The organism is Iodobacter arcticus, assembly GCF_042664895.1.
Lineage (GTDB): Bacteria > Pseudomonadota > Gammaproteobacteria > Burkholderiales > Chitinibacteraceae > Iodobacter > Iodobacter arcticus.
This window is the reverse complement of sequence record NZ_JBHTBQ010000011.1, coordinates 151,995-168,900: the sequence shown is the minus strand read 5'-3', so window position 1 is coordinate 168,900 and position 16,906 is coordinate 151,995. Positions and strand designations below refer to the sequence as shown.

The following is a 16,906-nucleotide window of genomic DNA, read 5'->3' as shown; positions in this document are numbered from 1 at the left end:
ATCTAGCCCTAAAGTTTGGTGGATTACTACCGATACAGCATACAAGGGCTTACTTATATGCCTGAAACACTAAAGCACCGATTCTAGGACAAGCAAGGGGTAAGCATCATGTCTCAAGTCATTAACACCAACGTACCATCACTCAATGCACAGCGTAACTTAGGTACGTCGTCCATGAGTTTAACTAACTCTCTGCAACGCTTGTCCTCGGGTCTGCGTATTAATAGCGCGAAGGATGATGCAGCGGGTTTGGCAATTTCAGAGCGCTTTACATCACAGATTCGCGGTATGGATCAAGCCAAGCGCAATGCCAATGATGGCGTGTCACTCGCTCAGACGGGTGAGGGCGCTTTAGGCCAAATGGGCGATATCTTACAACGTGTACGTGAATTGGCTGTGCAGTCTGCCAATGCCACTAACACTACCAACGATCGCTTGGCGATTAACTCTGAAGTAACACAGTTAGTTTCAGAGCTTGATCGTTTTGCTACATCAACTGAGTTTAACGGTCAGAAGTTATTTGATGGTAGCTTTACCGCCGCGACTTACCAAGTTGGTGCCAATACCAACCAAACTATTTCTGCTAATACCGCCAATTTGCGTACTAACCAGTATGGTACTTATCAAATGGGTGTGGGTAATGGTACAGGGAATTTGGCCATTACAAACTCAACGTCCGGAGCGACAGCAAATGGTGTAACAGCGGGTGCATCGGGTGTTGTCAATGCAAACGGCGCGGCTGTGTCAGCAAGTGGTGATTTTAGTATCAATGGGACAACAATTTCTGTCTCAGGTACTGATATGGCCAAGGATATTGCTAATAAAATTAATGCTGCAGGGACAGGTGTTACTGCAACAGCACGTACAGAAGTTAACCTGGGCTTGGCTTCAGGCTCATATAGCATAACAGCAGCATCAAAGAGCAGTACTTTTGAATCTGTTTCGTTTAACGTGACCGATTTAAACAATAACAGTACGATTGATGCGGATGAGTATTCTCAGGCAATTCAGGCCTTTAACTCAAAATCTTCGAAAACGGGGATTACTGCGGAATTGGCCACATTCCAAACTGTTGATCGTCAAACAAAGTACGCATTGAAATTGGTTGCTGCTGATGGATCAAATATCGCGATTGGTGACCCAAGCAACGCAAGTGGCTTTGGTGGTGCCGTGACCAAATGGGATATGGATGTTGGGGCGTCTAGTGGCTCTATTCAATTTATGTCTAGTGGTAGCGCGGCAGGTATATCAAGTAGTGCCGCAGGTTCTGGGATGGCGATTTTTGGCGGTCAGGTAGTGTTGAATTCTTCCAGTTCTTACTCAGTTACTACAAGTGGAGCTTCATTTGCTTCTGGGGTGTTGGCGATTGGCGGTACTGGTTCTGTAGCATCCAGCGGTTCTGTATTGAGCTCAGGAACTGCATACGCGTCAACGCTTAAAACAGTTGAGAAGCTAGATATTTCAACGGTTGAAGGGGCAAATCAAGCTTTACGAGTTGTGGATGACGCTTTGTCGACTGTAAATGATCAACGTGCTAAGTTTGGTGCGCTGCAAAGCCGCTTCACTGCTACCATTAATAATCTGGCCACAACATCAGAGAATATGAGTGCGGCACGAAGTCGAATTAGAGATGCAGACTTTGCAAGTGAAACTGCCGCGCTGACACGGGCTCAGGTATTGCAACAAGCAGGTACGGCTATGTTAGGTCAAGCGAATGCCTTGCCTAACCAAGTGTTAAGCTTGCTACGCGGTTAAGTTTAAGTTTGGCTTAAATGAGTAAGGCCCCGGCAAACTTGTGTTGTCGGGGCATTTCTACAGGAAGGTGTATCATGGACATTCAATCTACATCATCGCTTGTGTTGCCCTCTCCCGTTGCTGCTAAAAGTGTGAACGAGCGGTTTCATGATGCGCCCAGTGACTTAGCAAAAGTGGTGAGTGCTGAGCCAGTTAAAGTTAGCCCTGATGCGGTTCAAGCTTTAAAGCCCGCAGTAGACCCGAAAGATGTTAAGCAGGCGGTAGAGAAGTTGAATCAGGCTGTACAAGGATTCTCTAATACCTTACAGTTTTCGGTTGAGGAAGAAACTAAATTGCCTATCGTGAAACTGATTGATATAAAAACCAAAGAAGTGATTCGCCAGTTTCCAAGCGAAGAAGCAATCTCTATTGCCAAGGCAATTGATCGATTTCAAGGTTTATTAATTAAAGATCGGGCATAATTTGCCGATTAATAGCATATATGTAAACGGGAGAGCGTCATGGCTGGAATTTCTTCTTTAGGCTCAGGTTCAGGAATGGACTTAAATGGGCTGATCGATAAGCTTATGGCCGCGGAAAAAGCACCGTTAAAAGATTTATTGCTTAAGGAAGCGTCGTACCAATCAAAAATCTCTGCTTTTGGTTCAGTGAAAAGTGCGTTGTCTGCTTTTCAAACATCAGTCAAAAGTCTTTCTAGTGTGCAGGGGTTTAAAAGCACATCAGCTTCGCTAGCGGACGCTTCAATTGCAACGGTTAGCTCAAGTAGCTTGGCTCAGCCTGGCTCGTATAGCCTAGAAGTTTCCCAGCTGGCACAAAATCAAAAACTGACTTCTACTGCATTCAGCAGCCCAAATGCAGGCATTGGTACCGGTACGCTGACTATTCAGTTTGGCACGGTTAATACACAAAATACAGATTCAACCGCGGATGATACGTTTACTGCGAATGCTAATGTTAAAAAAGCGGCTTTTTCTATTGTGATTGATGGAAAAAATAACACATTAAGTGGTGTTCGCGACGCGATTAATAATAGTAAAAATAATACGGGTGTCAGTGCAAGCATTTTAAATGATGGCACAGGTAATAGATTAGTATTGACAAGTAAAGAAACGGGTGCTGAAAACTCATTGAAAATTTCGGTAAGTGATGCTGATGGTAACTCAACAGATATAGGTGGATTATCTGCTCTGGCTTATGATCCGGCAGGGGTTCGTAATTTAGCTGAAACACAATCGGCTAAAGATGCAAAATTTAAAATTGATGGTATTAGTGTATCTAAACCTACAAATTTAGTGGGTGATGCAATTCAAGGTTTAACTATTAATTTAACGAAAGTCTCTTCACCTACGAGTACGGGGGCGACTACACTGGCGCCTACAACGATTACTGTGGGTTCTGATTTAAATGGGATTAAAGACTCTATTAAGGGTTTTGTTAAAGCATATAACGAACTTAATAAAATACTGAAAGAAGTCTCGAGCTATACGCCGGGTAATGGAGCTTCGGCGGCAAAAGCAGCGCCTCTTAATGGCGAATCATCTATTCGTGCAATTCAAAATCAGATGCGTTCAGTTGTTAATCAGATGCAAGGCGAGGGTAGTTACTTTAAATCTCTCAGTGATGTTGGTGTGTCTTTTAGTGGCTATACAACCGACGCAAAAGGCGTAATTGTTGGTGGCGCATCACCTAAAGGTGATTTGGTTTTAAATGAAGCAAAATTGCAAGCAGCAATTACTAGTCATCCGAATGATGTCGCTAATTTGTTTACTGTGAATGGTGTGGCCAGTAATAACCAAGTTACTTTTTTATCTGGATCATTAGCAACACAAGCAGGTAATTATGCTGTGGAAGTAACCACGCCTGCTGCTCAGGCTAAATACGCTTCTGCATCTGCTCTATCTTTTTTCAAAGTCGATGTCAGTAACCATAGTAAGGCCGTTACTTTTGATGGAGTAACAGCTAATTTAACGCTGGATAATAATAATTATACAACGGATGCTTTGGCGGCTCAGATTAAGTCGAAAATTGAAGCAGATAGTACACTTTATACTGCAGGTGACACGGTCAGCGTGGTTTTTAATAGCCTTAGTAAAAACTTTGATATTAGCCGCTTGCGGTCTGGAACAACGACTTCAATGGTTTTGCCGATGACAACAGCAGCTAATCCTGTTGAAATTACTGATGATAATAAAACCTTAATGCTGTCGGTAAATGGTACTTCAAGTCAGGCAATTGCTTTAACTAAAGGCAATTATGCCACGATGGCTGATTTGGCTGCTGAAATGCAATCTAAAATTAATGGGGATGAGACTTTATCTAAAGCGGGTAAAACTGTTGGTGTAGTGTTTAATGAGTTGACGAGTAAGTTTGATATTTTTTCTTCAGAATATGGCAGTAAATCTGAAATACAGATTACGGGTACAGGTGATGTGGGTACGAGTACAACCGCTGCTACGCTTGGCCTAACTGTTGGCGGATATAACAGAGGCACTGACGTAGAGGGGAAAATTGGTGGAGAAACTGCGAAGGGGGTTGGGCAAGCTTTAACCGGTACGGGTTTGAGCGAAGGTATGAATTTAATCGTAACGGCCAGTACGGCAGGAGATTATGGCTATGTGTCGTTTAACCGTGGTGTTGCCTATTCCCTAGATAAAACGCTTGAGGGTATGCTGAAAGAAAATTCTGGTTTTCTGGCGAAGCAAACACAAGGGGTAACTAGTAGTATTACGCAGCTGGAGCAGAAGCGAGTGCGCATGAATCGCCAGTATGATGCCACTGAAGCGCTGTATCGTAAGCAATTTACTGCCATGGACATTGCGATTGCAACCTTGAAAAACACCAGTAATAGCTTAACTGCACAGCTTGCTGGCTTGTCAAAATAAGCAAGGTCCTATTCCAATAGGCATAGGGCCTTAAGTGTTGTGGCTGTTTAATTAAAGCTCATAATGAGCCTGTATTTCCCGAATTATTCAAGAGAGTTATTTCTATGAGTGCTGTCAAAAAAGCGCTTTCTGCTTATGGGCAAACCAGCCTAGATACGGTGGTTGAATCTGCCAGCCCGCACCAATTAATTGTGCTGTTGTATGAAGGGGCTATTAAAGCGATTCAGCTTGGTAAAATTTATATGCAGCAGGGTCTTATTGCGCAAAAAGGTGCGGCGATTTCTAAGGCGATTGCGATTATTGAAGATGGTTTACGTTTGGCTTTGGATAAGGAAAACGGTGGCGAGCTGGCTGAGAATTTAGATGCTTTGTATGACTACATCAGCTTTGAGCTGCTGCAGGCCAATATCAATAACGTGCCCGAGCGTCTAGATGAAATGCTGGCTCTGCTTGATCAATTAAAAGATGCTTGGCTGTCAATTGGCTTTAGTAAGGTAGAGCTTGCTGCACCTGCCGCTGAGCGTGATGAGCAAGACCGGAGCGCATTAAGCTATGGTCGCATCTGATTTTGCGGCCTATACGGCTTTAAGTGCGTGCGTTACCAAAATGCTGTCTGCAGCTCAGGCCCAAGATTGGGATAATATGTTGTTGCAAGCGCAATTATTTGCGGAATTAAGCGCGAATTTGCCTATGATTCAATGGGGCGCGTTAACTGGCTTGGAGCAACAGCAGCTTGCTGAGCTTTTGCAAAAGTGTAATCAAGACGTGCAAGAGCTAGAGCAAAAGGCAGTAACTCAGCGTGGGGAGCTGGCTACACTTTTGCAAAATATGCATAACACCGGAAAACTACAACGCGCGTATGACGTCTAATAATGACCTGCCAGCCCCGGCGGGGGAGATCGTCTTATGAATGGCATCGTCATTACCTGGGTGCAGTTACTTTATATCAGCCTTATATTAATTTTATTTTATGTGGCTGAATTACTCCTGTTTATGCGTAAAGCATCTGCGCAGCGAAGCGTGGGCACCGATCCGCTTGAGGCTGAATTGCTTCGAAAGGAAATTGCTCAGCTGCGCTTTGAGATGGATGCGCTTAAATTGCGTTTGCTTGCAACGCAAGCAGAGTGGAACCAGCCTGCTGAGTTGGTTTTAGACTCCAAGCAAGAGAGCCCATACAGCCATGCTATTCGTTTGGCTAAACTGGGGGCGGATTCAAACAGTGTTGCTCATCAGTGTGGCATATCACGTGGTGAGGCTGATTTGATCGTGGCCCTTTATCGATCTAGCACGCAAAGATAATCATGTTACCCGGTACTAGCCCAATCAGCTTGGTTCAGCATTACCTCAATGCACAAGAGGGAGTGGCTGAGGTTACCCGCATCTCTGCCGATGATGTGCGTTATACGGTGGGCGAGCGCGTGCATGCCACGGTGGCGGGCTTACTGCCTAATGGCCGCTTTGCGGTGCTGATTAAAGACCAGCTGCTTGATCTTAATTTACCTAGAAACACTGAGCCGGGTGAAAAGCTGGATCTCACTGTGGTGAGCAGCGGCCCAAAGCTCTCTTTCTCTATTAATACTGGCGTGCCTTCCCAGCCTGCTTTGCCACAAGAAATGACTTTAAGTCAGGGGGCCCGTTTTTTATCCGCTTTATTAGGCAAGGGCGAGCCAGCAAAAGATGGGGTGGCAGTTTTAGCTCATGCACCTCTGTTTGATGGTGTGCCTGATACCGCTAGTTTGGCGGGTAAGCTTTCGCAAAAATTAGCAGATAGCGGCTTATTTTATGAGTCTCATCAGGCCGAATGGGTGAATGGTGAGCGACCTTTGCAATCTCTGCTGAAAGAGCCTCAGGCAGGGCTTGGTAAATTGCCGTTACAAGGTCTTGAGGTAAAGCCTGAGCAGGCTGCCGCGCAGAGCATGCCTGCTAGTGAAAAAGCCGCGCTGGCTCCTGAGGCCAATGCTACTTTGCGCTATTTGGTTCAGCAGCAACTGGATGTCTTGGAGCAGCGGCCCATTGTTTGGATGGGAGAGGCTTGGCCCGGTCAGCCTTTACGCTGGGAGGTAGAAGCAGATAAGGAGCGTCAGGCCAGCGGCGGGCAGAATGAAGCCTTGCGCAGCTGGCAATCACGGCTTGATTTACAACTGCCGCAGCTGGGCGATATCGGGATTGTTGCTGTTTTACGCAATGGTGAGTTTTTATTGCGTTTTGAAGCGTCTTCAGAAACAGCTGAAAAAATCCGAGCAGAAACCACCGCTTTACAAAATCGCTTTGAAGCCGCAGGTTTAACACTGGCATCTAGTCAGGTGGTGGTGAATACAGAGCTTATGAATGTCACGTAAACGTTTAAGTCGCACTCGTCAGCAAGCGGTTGCGCTTGCATATCAGCAAGGTAGTAACTCTCCTCGTGTTGTCGCCAAAGGTCAGGGCTTGCTGGCCGAGCGGATTATTGAGCGCGCACAAGAGGCTGGCGTATTTGTGCATGAATCGCCAGAGCTGGTGGCGATGCTGATGCAAGTGGATTTAGATCAACATATTCCCCCTCAGCTGTACCGCGCCATCGCCGAATTGCTGGCCTTCGTTTATCATTTGGAGCGCGGAGAAACAGCGATTGCGCCTGTTTTTGATTTACCGCCCCTCGTCGACGATCAGCCAGAGTAAATCCATGCTTCGCCATCATTTAAAAACAGCCACTTATGCGGTTGCCGCGCTTTTCTTTGCCCTCGGTTTTAACTACGGTAGTTGGGCTTCTCGTTTACCTGCCATTAAATCACAACTTAATTTAGATCCAGCCCAAGTTGGCTTTTTGCTCTTGGCGGCAGGCTTGGGGGCGGTTTTTTCTTTTCCTGTGACAACGGCCGTCTTACAACGCTTTGGGTCGAAAAAAGTGTGTCTAGGTGCGGGGCTGGCTTTGCCCCTAGTTTTACCTGCTTTGGCTTTTGCGCCTAATTACGGTTTTGCCTTGGCGATTATGGCACTTGAAGGTGTGGCGCATAGCTGCTTGAATGTGGCGATGAATGCGCAAGGTGTGGCGGTGGAGTTAGAAAATGGCAAGCCGATTATGTCAAGGCTGCACGCTGTATTTAGCTTGGGTGGCTTGGCTGCGGCATTGTTTGCATCCCTGATGACGGGGATTTCGCCAGATCTATCTTTGCATTTATGTATTGTGGCGGCATTGATCTGGACTACGGTACTTTGGGCTTCGCCACGTTTATTGGCCGATCGTTCTGAATGCGCAGTATCGGGAGGAAAGCGCTTTTCTTTGCCTACAGGAATGGTGGTTTTGCTAGGCTTAACGGCCTTATTCGGCACCATTGTTGAAGGCTCAATGGTCGATTGGACCGCCCTGTATTTACGCAATGATTTAAATGCGGAGCAATGGGTTGCCCCGCTGGGCTTAGCAAGTTTTTCTGGCGCAATGCTCCTGGCACGCTGGTTTGGTGACGGCTGGCGTGCACGCTGGGGTAGTCGCAAACTCCTTCTTGCGGGGAGTAGCTTTGCAGGAGTGGGCTTGTTACTTGGTTTGGCTGTTGGAGGGGTGATTCCCGCGTTGATTGCTTTTGCTTTGGTGGGTTTGGGTGTGGCCGCTGTATCGCCGTGCGTTTATATGGCAGCAGCAAGACAGGGCGCTGTGGCCTTGGCTGCGGTAACGACGATGGGATCGATTGGTGCTTTGATGGGGCCGCCGATGATTGGCTTTGTTGCGCACATGAGTAGTCTGACTTGGGGCTTGGCCTTGGTGGCGCTGGGTGCGCTGATGATTGCCGTGTTAGTTAGAAAAATTACTTGGCCAGTTTAGAGGTATCGTGGGCATGATTTGTCCAATCCTCTTAACTTAAGCAAAATTCGCGGGACATAATGCTTTTGTAGATTGGGTTATGCGATATATCGCTGGGCGAGGTAAACCTGCGCACGCAGATTGCTAACCCAACCTACAAATTCCTTTGAGTTGATTGGGGTGATGATCTGCCCACGATGCTTTTCTAAATAGCGCTTAAATTAAACCAAAGCCATTTAATAAAATAATGCCGATTAAAAGCGGTGCAATATAGCGCAGTAAAATAAATAGCACTTTGATCAGTATTGGATTATTTAAAGTTCCGCCATTAGACAGTGCTTCTTTTAGTTTAGGTAATCCATAAGACCAGCCTGCAAATAAGCAAATCAAAATGCCCCCTATCGGCATCAGAATATTTGAGCTGATATAGTCAAATAAATCAAAAGCATTCAAACCGAATAATTTCCAGTTAGCGGTAAGCGATTGCGATAGCGCAGCAGGCAAGCCAAAGAGGGCAATGGTGAGAATGCTGATTGCTGTGGCTTTTTTGCGGCTCCAATTGCAGCGCTCAATTAGCATGGCAACAGGGACTTCTAAAATCGAAAGAATCGCGCCAGTGGCTGCGATGGCCGTTAGAATAAAAAACAGCGCCATAAAGATGCTGCCGCCTGGCATGCTGTGAAATACCGCTGGAATCGTAATAAACACCAGCGATGGGCCAGCTGCAGGTTCAAAACCAAAGGCAAAGACCGCAGGGAAAATCGCAATCCCAGCCAGTAAGGAAACGGTTAAATCAGCAAACATCACACGAGTGGCAGTGAGTGGAATATTTTGCTCGGCACGGAAATAGCTGCCGTAAGTGAGCATCGTGCCCATACCGATGGATAATTTGAAGAAAGCTAGCCCTACTGCAGTCAGAATAACGGTCGCATTGATTTTGCTAAAGTCGGGGGTAAATAGGAATTCAAGGCCGCGCATTGCACCGGGTAAAGTCAGGCTGCGGATACAAAGCGCAATGAGTAGTAAAAACAATATCGGCATTAGTTTTTTGCTAACGGCTTCAATGCCTTTGGATACGCCACACATAATAATGGCACCAGTAAAGGCTAGTACAATCCATTGCCAAATCAAAGCCGATTGTGGATTGGCAACCAATTCGCCGAATACAGCCTTGGTGTGGGCGGGGTCGGTAGAGCCGAGTTGTCCAGAGAGCGCTTTAAAAATATAGGCAAAAACCCAGCCGGCTACTTCGGTGTAAAAGGCCAGAATAAGCACAGCAGCTGCCACGCCCATATAGCCAATCAATTGCCAGGCACCTTGGCCTTTTGGAGCCAGCTTTTCAAAGGTAGTGATCGCATTAGCTCGGGATGCCCGGCCCAGCATGATTTCTGTAATCATTACGGGTAAGCCAACTAAAAGCGTAGCAATGATATAAACCAATAGAAAGCTTGCACCACCATTTGTGCCTGTCAGGTAAGGAAATTTCCAGATATTACCAAGGCCGACGGCAGAGCCCAAGGTGGCAACCAGCACACCAAAGGTAGAGGTGAAGCCGTCGCGGGATGAACTGCTCATAATGTATTTCCTGTTCTTGAAAGCAAATTAACAATGTTTTAGTTTTTAAGGCGTCTTTTAACGTCTAGCTCAGCTTACTTGTTCAGTGTGGCTAGGGCTGCACGGGTATAATCGGCTTAAGATAACGCGGAGCCCTGCATGTTTAAGTATCTAGAAGACTTTATCGGCCACACGCCTTTAGTGCGTTTGAAACGGATGCCTGGCCATACCAGTAATATTATTTTAGTAAAGCTCGAAGGAAACAACCCTGCTGGATCTGTTAAAGACCGGCCCGCATTATCCATGATTCAGCACGCAGCGCTACGGGGAGATATAAAAACAGGCGATACTTTGATCGAAGCGACTTCGGGAAACACAGGTATTGCCTTGGCGATGGCCGCTGCCGTGATGGGGTATCGAATGGTTTTAATCATGCCCAAGAGCGCCAGTATTGAACGTGTGCAAAGCATGAAAGCCTATGGTGCGGAAGTAATTTTGGAAGAAAGCATGGAAAGCGCGCGTGATTTGGCGCAAACAATGGTGGAAAAAGGGCAGGGCATCGTACTGGATCAATTTGCCAATAGCGATAATCCGCTAGCGCATTTTGAAAGCACAGGGCCAGAAATCTGGCAGGACACTCAGGGTTTGATTACCCACTTTGTTTCTAGTATGGGTACGACCGGTACGATTATGGGCACGGGCCGTTATTTAAAGCAGCAAAATCCAGCCGTGCAAGTCATCGGTGTGCAGCCTTGCGATGGCGCGCAAATACCGGGTATTCGTAAATGGCCAGTGGAATATGTTCCTGCCATTTGTGATTTTTCTAAATTAGATCGGATGATGGAAGTTAATCAGGCCATTGCCGAAGAAACCACGCGTCGCCTAGCGAGAGAAGAAGGCATTTTTGCAGGGATTTCATCGGGTGGTGCTTTGGCTGCGGCTTTGCAATTATCACAAGAAGTAGAAAACGCAGTGATTGTTTCCATTGTGTGTGATCGCGGAGACCGCTATCTTTCGACCGGCGTATTTCCTGCTTAGATTTCAGTCAGGCTTTAGAGCCTTGCGCTATAAGTTATATAATTTCGTACTTTTAAGTCATCATTTAGCTGTATTAGCAAGGAACAAGCATGACCCCCGTCGATCTACATTGCCATTCAAACCATTCCGATGGCCTGCTTCCTGCTCGTGAAGTGGTGCGTAAAGCGTTTGATCGCGGCTGCCAGCTATTTGCGCTCACCGATCATGATGAAACGCGCGGCCTTGCCGAGGCGGAAGACGAAGCCCAGCAATTAGGCATGAAGTTTATTAATGGCGTAGAAATTTCGGTGAGCTGGGGCAAGCATATTTTGCATATCGTTGGCCTTGGCTTTGATCGCAATAATGAAGCATTGCTGGCAGGGCTCGCCAGCGTGCGCTCTGGCCGTGGTGAGCGTGCCGAGCGTATGGCGGCCGAGCTGGATAAGGTGGGTATTTATGGCACCTTAGAAGGCGCTCGGCAGTATGCGGATAATCCAGAAATCCTGAGCCGTGCGCACTTTGCCCGTCATTTAGTTAAAACCGGCGTGTGTAAAGATATGGGCACGGTGTTTAAGCGCTATCTGGTGCGTGGCAAACCCGGTTTTGTTGAGCACGAATGGGCTAGATTGCACGAGGCGATTGAATGGATTACTGGCGCGGGCGGTGTTGCTGTACTGGCCCACCCTGCGCGTTATGAAATGGGTAATGAAACACTCAGAGTGTTGCTCACCGAATATAAACGCCTTGGTGGCGAAGCCATTGAAGTGGTTTCTGGCTGCCACGGCATTCCTGATGCGGCGCGATTTGGTCGGCTAGCGCAGGAATTTGGCTTTTTGGCCTCATGTGGCACGGATTATCACGCAACGGGCGAAGGCGCGCGCGAGCCTGGTTTAAATCCCGATCTGCCTATGGATTGCATGCCCGTTTGGCATCGCTGGCTGCCGCCAGAGACGATGTCCTCTTCAATTTCAGCAGGTTAAATAATGTCTCAGTTTTTTTCGATTCACGCAGAAAATCCACAAGCACGTTTAATTAAACAAGCGGTTGATATTATTCGTAAGGGCGGCGTGGTGGTTTACCCCACGGATTCCTGTTATGCCATTGGCTGTAAGCTTGATTCCAAAGATGCCTTAGAGCGAATCAAACGCATTCGCCAGCTGGATGATAAGCATCACTTCACTTTAGTCTGCAGCGATTTATCGCAGCTTGGCACTTACGCTAAAGTGGATAACCGTGTTTATCGTATTCTGAAAGCCACCACGCCTGGCAGCTATACTTTTATTCTGGAAGCCACTAAAGAAGTACCGCGCCGTGTCTGGAATCTTAAAAAATCCACAATTGGTTTACGTGTGCCCGATCATCCGATTGCTTTGGCGATGCTGGAAGAATTAGGCGAGCCGATTTTATCGTCTACTTTAATTTTACCAGGTGATGAAGATCCTTTAACCGATGCCTGGGAGATTCGAGATCGCCTAGAGCATGAGGTTGATTTGGTGATTGAAGGCGGCTATTGCGGTTTGGAGCCAACGACTGTCGTGGATTTATCGGGCGATGAAAGCGAGCTATTACGCACCGGAAAAGGCAGCTTAGCTCCCTTGGGTTTATAAAAAAGAGTGAGTGAAGTTTTTGGCGAGCCGCTGGACATGAATGCAGTTCGCTCATGAGCTAAGGTTGCCGTTGATGGCGTAAGGCGCATTGCTTTGCAACATCTCTAATAAATAAGGGCATTGAATGGAATTGACTCTGATTCAGAAAGTTGCTGTTTGGGCATTGCCGGTCTTGTTTGCTATTACGGCACATGAAGCGGCGCATGCCTATGCGGCGAAAAGATTGGGCGATCCAACGGCTTACTTATTAGGCCGTGTGACGTTTAATCCCCTAAAGCATATTGATCCAATTGGTACGATCTTACTGCCCTTGATTTTTCTTATGCTGCCCGGTGGTTTTTTGTTTGGCTGGGCTAAACCTGTGCCGGTTGATTTTGGGCGTTTAAACCATCCTAAGCGGGATATGTTGTGGGTGTCCGCCGCAGGGCCAGCTGCTAATTTTATAATGGCGATTATCTGGGGCCTTTTCTTTAAACTGGCAGAAGGCATGGATGGCAGCTCTTTTCAATTGCCCTTAGCCTATATGTCACAAGCAGGGATCAGCATTAATGTGGTGCTGATGGTGCTGAATTTAATCCCTGTGCCACCACTGGATGGCGGGCGCATGCTGATGTCAGTATTGCCCGATCATTTGGCCGCTAAGCTTGCTTTGGTAGAGCCTTATGGTTTATTTGTATTAATCGGCCTGATGGCAACGGGGCTGCTGAACGGCATTATGTCGCCGTTTATTGCTTTGGCTTATCGCCTGATTCATTTTATTGTCTGATTAGTAAAGTGGATGCGTGTTTATAAACCACCTGCTCTGTGGCTAAGGATTTGCAATGTTTCCCGATCGTGTTCTTTCTGGTATGCGCCCTACAGGCAAGCTGCATCTGGGCCATTATCATGGTGTGCTGAAGAATTGGGTGCAGCTGCAAAGCGAGTACCCGTGTTTATTTATGGTGGCTGACTGGCATGCACTCACCACCAATTATGATGATGTGGCGGTGATTGAAAAAAATGTCTGGGATATGGTGATTGACTGGATTGCCGCGGGTGTTGATCCCGCACAAGCCACCATTTTTATTCAAAGTCGCGTGCCAGAACATGCGGAGCTTCAACTTTTATTATCGATGATTACTCCGCTTTCCTGGCTGGAGCGAGTACCCAGTTATAAAGATCAAATTGAAAAGCTAAGCCATAAAGATTTGGATACCTTTGGTTTCTTGGGCTATCCGATGCTGCAAGCGGCAGATATCTTGCTTTACCGCAGTAATTTGGTGCCTGTGGGTGAAGACCAAGTGCCGCATATCGAAATTACGCGGGAAGTGGCGCGCCGCTTTAATCATGTATTTGGCAAAGAATTAGGTTTTGCAGAGAAAGCCGAAGCGGCTATCAAGAAAATTGGCGGGAAAAAGGGCAAGTTATACGATGGTTTACGCACCCGGTATCAGCAGGATGGCGATGTTGAGGCCTTGGAAGCGGCTCGTTCTCTATTGCAAGAAACGCAAAATCTAAGCCATGGTGACAGAGAGCGCTTATTTGGGTATCTGGAAGGTGGCGGTAAAATGATTTTGCCAGAGGCTCAGCCCTTGCTGACGGATGCACCGCGTTTAGCCGGCTTAGATGGGCAGAAAATGTCTAAATCGTATGGCAACACCATTAATTTGCGTGAAACGGCTGATTCTGTAGTGAAAAAGATTAAGCAAATGCCGACTGATCCGGCTCGTGCCCGCCGTGCTGATGCGGGGGATCCGGAGCGCTGCCCAGTGTGGAAGCTGCATCAGGTTTACTCAGATGCTCTTCTTCAGAAATGGGTGGTGGAAGGCTGTAAGAGCGCAGGTATCGGCTGCCTTGAATGTAAGCAGCCGGTAATTGATGGCATCTTGGCAGAACAAAAACCCATGCTGGAGCGTGCCCAGCCTTATTTGGAAGACCTTACATTAGTAAAAAGCATTGTGGCGGATGGCTGTGAGCGCGCCAGAGATTTGGCTCGCGACACGATGCGGGATGTACGGGAAGCGATGGGCCTAGTGTATAGCTAAGGCATTGTTAAATGATGGGTTTAAATAAAGGTTAGGGCTTATGTTGGAACAAAAACGGAGTGCGGTATTGCCCATAGTTTTAATTGCGATTGGCGGCGGCTGGTTGGTGAACGAGCTACAGTTGATGCCGCAAATAAGTACGTTGATTATTTTGGGCTTAATTGGGGCAGGAATTGCGGTGCTGGCTGTTGAGGGGCTTAATAAATCCAGCGTGGTGACCGCACCGATGCTGATTGCCACGGGTTTTGCTATTTATTTGAAAGACTATCATGCCATTGGATTGAAACTTTCTATTCCAGCACTGATGGTTTTAGCAGGCATCTTGATGCTGTTAGCCAGATCCCGGCATATTGCGGAGCGGATTGAGCCAGAGCAGGATTAAACAACAGGGAAAAATTCTGGCTTGTTTGTAAATAAAGATTAAACAATAGGATGTTTGCCGGCAAATTCGCGTTTTTGCAATGGTGTCCATTGTTTGATGGTGTATTCGGTGCTGGCTGCGCTTGCGCGGTCGCTAAACTCAATAACGGCTAATAATTTAATGGGTGGGCGGATTCGCGTATAGCGTGCACCTTTTCCTTTTACATGTGCAGCATAGCGTTTTTCCACATTGACGGTAATGCCAGTATAGATGGAATTATCCTGACATTCGATCAGGTATAAAAACCATAGTTTGTGGGGGCTTGCTCGTTCTTTAGGCATATTGCAATGACCTTTTCTGAATCTCTTGAAAAATCACTCTATCTTACTGTGGAAGATGGCCATAAATCCCTGCGCTTTGATAGCCATTCAATACAAAGTGCAATGAGTTTAGATGATCCCTATTCACTGGCTTTGGGTTATTCGCAAACCATGATGGGCTTTTTGCTATTTAATCCAGCGCCAAAGCATGTGTTGATTGTGGGCTTGGGCGGAGGTTCTTTGCCTAAGTATTGCTATCGCTACCTGCCTGATTGCAAAGTAAGCACATTAGAAATTAGTGAAAACGTGATTGCGCTTCGTGATGAGTTTTTAATCCCTCGTGATAATGAACGATTTACGATTATTCAAACCGATGCCGTAGATTATATCACTCAAGGTTTGGCTGAAGCAGATGTGATTATGCTCGATGCTTATGATGAAGAAGGTTTGCCCGCAGTATTAGCCACTGAATCTTATTACGATCATTGCCGCATGGCTTTATCCGAGCAAGGTGTATTGGTGATTAATTTGTGGGGCACTGATCCGCAGCTTAATATTTATATAGAGCGATTAAAGCGGGTATTTAATGGCCGGGTATGGTTTTGTCGTGCATTTCATAGCTATAACGTGATTGTATTTGCCAGTAACGATGAAAATTTTAAAATAAACTGGATCAAATTATTGTTTTTAGCTTCCAGATTAGAATCTCAGCATCATGTGGATTTACAAGGTATTGTGCGGCGTTTACGTGCGGGCCTGCCTTATTAGTCGTGATTTTTCGCTTTGACTATAAGCTGGTATGATCCCGCCTTTATTGAAGTATTAACAAGAGATAAAGCAATGCAAGAATTTGAAGTTGAACTCAGTAATGAATTTATCGAGTTGCATAATCTGCTGAAAATCACCCAAGTGGCGACTTCCGGCGGTGAAGGCAAGCAAATTGTGGCCTCAGGCGCTGTGCAGGTGGATGGACAGCAAGAGCTGCGTAAAGCGTGCAAAATCCGCGCCGGACAAGTGGTGCAGGTGGGTGATGCAGTGCTGATCCGTGTTGTGGCTGTAGCGGCAGAATAATGATATGAAGCAAATTTCTTCACTTGATGTCACGCAATTAGCAGGGCAGGCTCATGCTTCGCCACGCCGCCGTGCAAATCTTAATTTACACGCCGAATTAAGCGATCCGATTCAGCGGCTGGCCATAGCAATGGAGCCAGATACACTGGTTCGCCCGCACCGCCATCCGCATACATGGGAGCTGCTTTATCCCTTGGCAGGGCGGTTTGTGGTGCTGAATTTTGATGAAGCAGGCTATGTGATCGAGCGCCGTATCTTGGGTGAAGAAAGCGCCGTACTGGAAACAGCCGCCGGCGTGTGGCATGCAGTGCTTTCTCTTGATGCAGGCGGGGTGATCTTTGAAGTAAAGCATGGCCCGTATAGGCCGATTGCCGAGGAAGACTTCGCACCATGGGGCCCTCAGGGCGAGGCACGTGTTGCTGATTTACTGGCCTGGTATGCCAATGCTCAAGTGGGTGAGCGCTGGCCTGGTTGATAGGTAATGTGAGCTTACAGTAGACCTGCAACAAGATAGTTTGCAGGTCACGAAGTCTTGTTTAG

General features: G+C 46.8%; 20 protein-coding genes. 18 read left to right on the top strand and 2 right to left on the bottom strand.

What is annotated here, in order from left to right; genetic code table 11:
• The first annotated feature begins 108 nt into the window (after positions 1–108).
• From ACFQNF_RS07005 to ACFQNF_RS06965, 9 genes are all read left to right on the top strand, one after another.
• A complete protein-coding gene (locus tag ACFQNF_RS07005) occupies positions 109–1,755 on the top strand; it encodes a flagellin N-terminal helical domain-containing protein (RefSeq protein ID WP_380187223.1) in 1,647 nt (548 codons plus the stop codon).
• Positions 1,756–1,829: 74 nt separating this feature from the next.
• Positions 1,830–2,216, top strand: coding sequence for a flagellar protein FlaG (locus ACFQNF_RS07000; protein ID WP_380187221.1), 387 nt, complete (start codon positions 1,830–1,832; stop codon positions 2,214–2,216).
• Positions 2,217–2,255: 39 nt separating this feature from the next.
• Positions 2,256–4,637: a flagellar filament capping protein FliD gene (fliD, locus tag ACFQNF_RS06995; RefSeq protein ID WP_380187219.1), complete on the top strand. Its 2,382-nt coding sequence runs from the start codon at positions 2,256–2,258 to the stop codon at positions 4,635–4,637.
• A gap of 104 nt (positions 4,638–4,741) precedes the next feature.
• A complete protein-coding gene (fliS, locus tag ACFQNF_RS06990; RefSeq protein ID WP_380187218.1) occupies positions 4,742–5,203 on the top strand; it encodes a flagellar export chaperone FliS in 462 nt (153 codons plus the stop codon).
• Entirely contained in the window at positions 5,190–5,507 is a 318-nt protein-coding gene (locus tag ACFQNF_RS06985; RefSeq protein WP_380187216.1) for a flagellar protein FliT, read from the top strand. Before fliS ends, ACFQNF_RS06985 begins: the two co-directional genes overlap by 14 nt.
• Positions 5,508–5,543: 36 nt before the next feature.
• The gene (locus tag ACFQNF_RS06980) at positions 5,544–5,936 is read left to right on the top strand and encodes a DUF2802 domain-containing protein (RefSeq protein ID WP_380187214.1); all 393 of its coding nucleotides are present in this window, start codon (positions 5,544–5,546) and stop codon (positions 5,934–5,936) included.
• A gap of 2 nt (positions 5,937–5,938) precedes the next feature.
• Positions 5,939–6,976 (top strand): flagellar hook-length control protein FliK, encoded by a 1,038-nt coding sequence (fliK, locus tag ACFQNF_RS06975; RefSeq protein WP_380187212.1) that lies wholly within the window; start codon positions 5,939–5,941, stop codon positions 6,974–6,976.
• A complete protein-coding gene (locus ACFQNF_RS06970; protein ID WP_380187210.1) occupies positions 6,966–7,295 on the top strand; it encodes an EscU/YscU/HrcU family type III secretion system export apparatus switch protein in 330 nt (109 codons plus the stop codon). Before fliK ends, ACFQNF_RS06970 begins: the two co-directional genes overlap by 11 nt.
• 4 nt (positions 7,296–7,299) lie before the next feature.
• A complete protein-coding gene (locus ACFQNF_RS06965; RefSeq protein WP_380187208.1) occupies positions 7,300–8,433 on the top strand; it encodes an MFS transporter in 1,134 nt (377 codons plus the stop codon).
• A 195-nt stretch (positions 8,434–8,628) separates the two neighbouring features.
• Here the strand turns inward: ACFQNF_RS06965 and ACFQNF_RS06960 are convergent, their stop codons facing one another.
• Positions 8,629–9,987, bottom strand: coding sequence for a sodium-dependent transporter (locus ACFQNF_RS06960; RefSeq protein ID WP_380187206.1), 1,359 nt, complete (start codon positions 9,985–9,987; stop codon positions 8,629–8,631).
• A 138-nt stretch (positions 9,988–10,125) separates the two neighbouring features.
• On the opposite strand from ACFQNF_RS06960, the gene cysM reads away from it, so the two are divergent.
• From cysM to ACFQNF_RS06930, 6 genes are all read left to right on the top strand, one after another.
• Positions 10,126–11,004 (top strand): cysteine synthase CysM, encoded by an 879-nt coding sequence (gene cysM, locus ACFQNF_RS06955; RefSeq protein ID WP_380187205.1) that lies wholly within the window; start codon positions 10,126–10,128, stop codon positions 11,002–11,004.
• A gap of 89 nt (positions 11,005–11,093) precedes the next feature.
• The gene (locus ACFQNF_RS06950; RefSeq protein WP_380187204.1) at positions 11,094–11,963 is read left to right on the top strand and encodes a 3',5'-nucleoside bisphosphate phosphatase; all 870 of its coding nucleotides are present in this window, start codon (positions 11,094–11,096) and stop codon (positions 11,961–11,963) included.
• A 3-nt stretch (positions 11,964–11,966) separates the two neighbouring features.
• Positions 11,967–12,590, top strand: a complete 624-nt coding sequence (locus tag ACFQNF_RS06945; protein ID WP_380187202.1) for an L-threonylcarbamoyladenylate synthase — start codon at positions 11,967–11,969, stop codon at positions 12,588–12,590.
• A 124-nt stretch (positions 12,591–12,714) separates the two neighbouring features.
• Positions 12,715–13,356, top strand: coding sequence for a site-2 protease family protein (locus tag ACFQNF_RS06940; RefSeq protein WP_380187200.1), 642 nt, complete (start codon positions 12,715–12,717; stop codon positions 13,354–13,356).
• A gap of 55 nt (positions 13,357–13,411) precedes the next feature.
• Positions 13,412–14,614: a tryptophan--tRNA ligase gene (locus tag ACFQNF_RS06935; protein ID WP_380187199.1), complete on the top strand. Its 1,203-nt coding sequence runs from the start codon at positions 13,412–13,414 to the stop codon at positions 14,612–14,614.
• A gap of 40 nt (positions 14,615–14,654) precedes the next feature.
• A complete protein-coding gene (locus tag ACFQNF_RS06930) occupies positions 14,655–14,996 on the top strand; it encodes a LiaF transmembrane domain-containing protein (RefSeq protein WP_380187198.1) in 342 nt (113 codons plus the stop codon).
• A gap of 38 nt (positions 14,997–15,034) precedes the next feature.
• Here the strand turns inward: ACFQNF_RS06930 and ACFQNF_RS06925 are convergent, their stop codons facing one another.
• Positions 15,035–15,316, bottom strand: coding sequence for a GIY-YIG nuclease family protein (locus ACFQNF_RS06925; protein ID WP_380187196.1), 282 nt, complete (start codon positions 15,314–15,316; stop codon positions 15,035–15,037).
• A gap of 6 nt (positions 15,317–15,322) precedes the next feature.
• On the opposite strand from ACFQNF_RS06925, the gene ACFQNF_RS06920 reads away from it, so the two are divergent.
• The 3 genes from ACFQNF_RS06920 to ACFQNF_RS06910 all read left to right on the top strand — a co-directional run bounded on the left by ACFQNF_RS06920 (position 15,323) and on the right by ACFQNF_RS06910 (position 16,841).
• Entirely contained in the window at positions 15,323–16,063 is a 741-nt protein-coding gene (locus ACFQNF_RS06920; protein WP_380187195.1) for a spermine/spermidine synthase domain-containing protein, read from the top strand.
• 72 nt (positions 16,064–16,135) lie between these two features.
• On the top strand, positions 16,136–16,366 hold the full coding sequence (locus ACFQNF_RS06915) for an RNA-binding S4 domain-containing protein (protein ID WP_046353219.1): 231 nt from the start codon (positions 16,136–16,138) through the stop codon (positions 16,364–16,366).
• Between the two features lie 4 nt (positions 16,367–16,370).
• Positions 16,371–16,841, top strand: a complete 471-nt coding sequence (locus tag ACFQNF_RS06910) for a WbuC family cupin fold metalloprotein (RefSeq protein ID WP_380187193.1) — start codon at positions 16,371–16,373, stop codon at positions 16,839–16,841.
• Positions 16,842–16,906 lie beyond the last annotated feature (65 nt).

Bases quoted from the DNA above. Each gene is read 5' to 3' on its own strand.
- fliK (WP_380187212.1), top strand. From the start codon at position 5,939: ATGTTACCCGGTACTAGCCCAATCAGCTTGGTTCAGCATTACCTCAAT.
- ACFQNF_RS06985 (WP_380187216.1), top strand. From the start codon at position 5,190: ATGGTCGCATCTGATTTTGCGGCCTATACGGCTTTAAGTGCGTGCGTT.
- ACFQNF_RS06940 (WP_380187200.1), top strand. From the start codon at position 12,715: ATGGAATTGACTCTGATTCAGAAAGTTGCTGTTTGGGCATTGCCGGTC.
- ACFQNF_RS06950 (WP_380187204.1), top strand. From the start codon at position 11,094: ATGACCCCCGTCGATCTACATTGCCATTCAAACCATTCCGATGGCCTG.
- ACFQNF_RS07005 (WP_380187223.1), top strand. From the start codon at position 109: ATGTCTCAAGTCATTAACACCAACGTACCATCACTCAATGCACAGCGT.
- ACFQNF_RS06970 (WP_380187210.1), top strand. From the start codon at position 6,966: ATGTCACGTAAACGTTTAAGTCGCACTCGTCAGCAAGCGGTTGCGCTT.
- ACFQNF_RS06935 (WP_380187199.1), top strand. From the start codon at position 13,412: ATGTTTCCCGATCGTGTTCTTTCTGGTATGCGCCCTACAGGCAAGCTG.
- fliD (WP_380187219.1), top strand. From the start codon at position 2,256: ATGGCTGGAATTTCTTCTTTAGGCTCAGGTTCAGGAATGGACTTAAAT.
- ACFQNF_RS06945 (WP_380187202.1), top strand. From the start codon at position 11,967: ATGTCTCAGTTTTTTTCGATTCACGCAGAAAATCCACAAGCACGTTTA.
- ACFQNF_RS06920 (WP_380187195.1), top strand. From the start codon at position 15,323: ATGACCTTTTCTGAATCTCTTGAAAAATCACTCTATCTTACTGTGGAA.
- ACFQNF_RS06915 (WP_046353219.1), top strand. From the start codon at position 16,136: ATGCAAGAATTTGAAGTTGAACTCAGTAATGAATTTATCGAGTTGCAT.
- fliS (WP_380187218.1), top strand. From the start codon at position 4,742: ATGAGTGCTGTCAAAAAAGCGCTTTCTGCTTATGGGCAAACCAGCCTA.
- ACFQNF_RS06965 (WP_380187208.1), top strand. From the start codon at position 7,300: ATGCTTCGCCATCATTTAAAAACAGCCACTTATGCGGTTGCCGCGCTT.
- ACFQNF_RS06925 (WP_380187196.1), bottom strand. From the start codon at position 15,316: ATGCCTAAAGAACGAGCAAGCCCCCACAAACTATGGTTTTTATACCTG.
- ACFQNF_RS06960 (WP_380187206.1), bottom strand. From the start codon at position 9,987: ATGAGCAGTTCATCCCGCGACGGCTTCACCTCTACCTTTGGTGTGCTG.
- ACFQNF_RS06930 (WP_380187198.1), top strand. From the start codon at position 14,655: ATGTTGGAACAAAAACGGAGTGCGGTATTGCCCATAGTTTTAATTGCG.
- cysM (WP_380187205.1), top strand. From the start codon at position 10,126: ATGTTTAAGTATCTAGAAGACTTTATCGGCCACACGCCTTTAGTGCGT.
- ACFQNF_RS06910 (WP_380187193.1), top strand. From the start codon at position 16,371: ATGAAGCAAATTTCTTCACTTGATGTCACGCAATTAGCAGGGCAGGCT.
- ACFQNF_RS06980 (WP_380187214.1), top strand. From the start codon at position 5,544: ATGAATGGCATCGTCATTACCTGGGTGCAGTTACTTTATATCAGCCTT.
- ACFQNF_RS07000 (WP_380187221.1), top strand. From the start codon at position 1,830: ATGGACATTCAATCTACATCATCGCTTGTGTTGCCCTCTCCCGTTGCT.